3 protein-coding genes are annotated in these 2,442 nt (G+C 62.3%); all 3 read left to right on the top strand.

All coding sequences use genetic code 11. The features are described from left to right. On the top strand, nt 1–428 hold a 428-nt coding region (locus AC1D1P_RS20950), incomplete at its 5' end, for a DNA-3-methyladenine glycosylase family protein (protein WP_477674289.1). A gap of 27 nt (nt 429–455) precedes the next feature. Beyond that, a complete protein-coding gene (locus AC1D1P_RS20945) occupies nt 456–1,436 on the top strand; it encodes an acetyl-CoA carboxylase carboxyltransferase subunit alpha (protein ID WP_092131429.1) in 981 nt (326 codons plus the stop codon). Between the two features lie 32 nt (nt 1,437–1,468). Continuing rightward, nucleotides 1,469–2,442, top strand: a 974-nt coding sequence (gene tilS / locus AC1D1P_RS20940; RefSeq protein WP_477674288.1) for a tRNA lysidine(34) synthetase TilS, incomplete at its 3' end; no start/stop codon positions are given.

Below are 2,442 nucleotides of genomic sequence, written 5' to 3'. Positions count from 1 at the left end.
CTGCCAACGTGCTGCGCCTCAAAGTTGACGACATGCGCGCAGCAGGGCTGAGCGCCCGCAAGGTCGAATACCTGGTGGACCTGGCGATCCACTTTGATGCCGGCACCGTTCACGTCAAAGACTGGGCGGCGATGGACGATGAAGCCATCATTGAAGAATTGGTGGCCATCCGCGGCATCGGCCGCTGGACGGCCGAGATGTTTTTGATTTTTTACCTGATGCGCCCCAATGTCCTGCCGCTGGACGACGTGGGGCTGATCACCGGCATCAGCCAGAATTACTTTTCGGGTGAATCCGTCAGCCGCAGCGACGCGCGAGAGGTGGCCGCCGCCTGGTCGCCTTACTGCAGCGTGGCAACTTGGTATATTTGGCGCTCTCTGGACCCATTACCGGTTCTGGGTACCCCCACGGGTACCGAGCAAATTTAAGTTTCATGAAGCCCTGAGGAGCAGCACATGGCGAAGAAGACCTTCCTCGATTTCGAGCAACCGATTGCGGAGCTTGAAGGAAAAATTGAAGAACTGCGCTACGTACAGACCGAGTCGGCTGTCGATATCTCTGAAGAAATCGACCAGCTGGCCAAAAAGAGCCAGCAACTCACCAAAGACATCTACAGCGACCTGACGCCCTGGCAGATCACCAAGATCGCACGCCACGCAGAGCGCCCCTACACCCTGGACTACGTCAACGAAATCTTCACCGATTTTGTTGAGTTGCACGGCGACCGGCATTTTGCCGACGACCTGTCCATCGTCGGCGGCCTGGCTCGCTTCAACGGCACCGCCTGCATGGTGCTGGGCCACCAGAAGGGCCGCGACACCAAGGAGCGCGGCTTGCGCAACTTCGGCATGAGCAAGCCCGAGGGCTACCGCAAAGCCCTGCGCCTGATGAAAACCGCCGAGAAGTTTAAGCTGCCGGTGTTCACCTTTGTCGACACACCGGGCGCTTACCCCGGCATTGATGCCGAAGAGCGCGGCCAGTCCGAAGCCATCGGACGCAATATTTTCGAGATGGCGCAGCTCGAAGTGCCCATCATCACCACCATCATCGGCGAAGGCGGCTCCGGCGGCGCGCTGGCCATTTCGGTGGCTGACCAGGTGGTCATGCTGCAGTACTCGATTTACTCCGTCATCAGCCCGGAAGGTTGCGCCTCCATCTTGTGGAAAACCTCCGACAAGGCGCAGGAAGCTGCCGAGGCCCTGGGCATCACCGCGCACCGGCTCAAGGCCCTGGGCGTGATCGACAAGATCGTCAACGAGCCCGTGGGCGGCGCCCATCGCGACCACAAGCAGATGGCGGCTTTCCTGAAGCGCGCGCTCAACGACGCCTTCCGGCAGGTCAGCGACCTGAAGGTCAAGGAACTGCTGGACCGCCGCTACGAGCGCCTGCAAAGCTACGGCCGCTTCACAGACACCAAGGCCGACGCCGGCAAGTAGAGCGCCCGGCACACGCTGGAGCGACAAAGACGATGGTCCGCCACCATGCGCAACCCCATGGTGCTGAGGCCGAGAGCGACAGCGCCGCGATCGCTGTCGCCACGGCAATTTCCCAATTTCAACCTGCTTTGCCGCTGGCCGTTGCGCTCAGCGGCGGCGCCGATTCTGTCGCGTTGCTGGTAGCCTGCGCAGAGAAATGGCCGGGGCAGGTGCACGCCATTCATATCCATCACGGCCTGCAGGCGGCGGCTGATGAGTTTGAGCAGCACTGCGTTGCCTTGTGTGCACAGTTCAAAGTCCCGCTCATTGTCCGGCGTGTGGACGCCCGCCACGCCTCCGGCGAGAGCCCGGAAGATGCGGCGCGCAAGGCGCGTTATGCAGCGTTTAAGGCTGCAGCCCAGGAGGGATCTGCGCAAGCAGCTATAAAAAACATAGCAATTGCCCAGCATGCCGATGACCAGATGGAAACCATGCTGTTGGCGCTGTCGCGCGGCGCGGGGCTGCCCGGGCTGGCCGCCATGCCGGCGCGATGGGAACGTGACGGCATGACCTATTACCGTCCGCTGTTGACGGTGCCAGGGGCATTGCTGCGCGATTGGCTGGTGACGCGCGGCATCACCTGGGTAGAAGACCCGACCAACACCGACGAGCAGTTCACGCGCAACCGCATCCGGGCCCGGCTGCTGCCCGCGTTGGCGCAAACCTTTCCGCAGTTTCGTGAAACCTTTGCACGCAGCGCGCGCCACGCGGCCCAGGCGCACGGGTTGCTGGTCGAGGTGGCACAGCAAGACCTGGCTGCCGTGGGCACCCCTCCGGTTATCAAATCCCTGCAATCCCTGTCACAGCCGCGRCAGGCCAATGTGCTGCGCCATTGGCTGACGCTGCAACAGGCCACACCCAGCGCAGCGCAACTCGATCAACTGCTCCTGCAAATCGCCGCCTGCACCACGCGCGGGCACCAGATCCACCTCAAGGTGGCAACCGGGCATGTCACGCGCACTGGTGC

The organism is Polaromonas sp. P1_E1_2 (assembly GCF_056406035.1).
The sequence above is the reverse complement of the archived record's forward strand: the minus strand, read 5'-3'. Positions and strand labels throughout refer to the sequence as shown.

Bases quoted from the DNA above. Each gene is read 5' to 3' on its own strand.
- AC1D1P_RS20945 (WP_092131429.1), top strand. From the start codon at position 456: ATGGCGAAGAAGACCTTCCTCGATTTCGAGCAACCGATTGCGGAGCTT.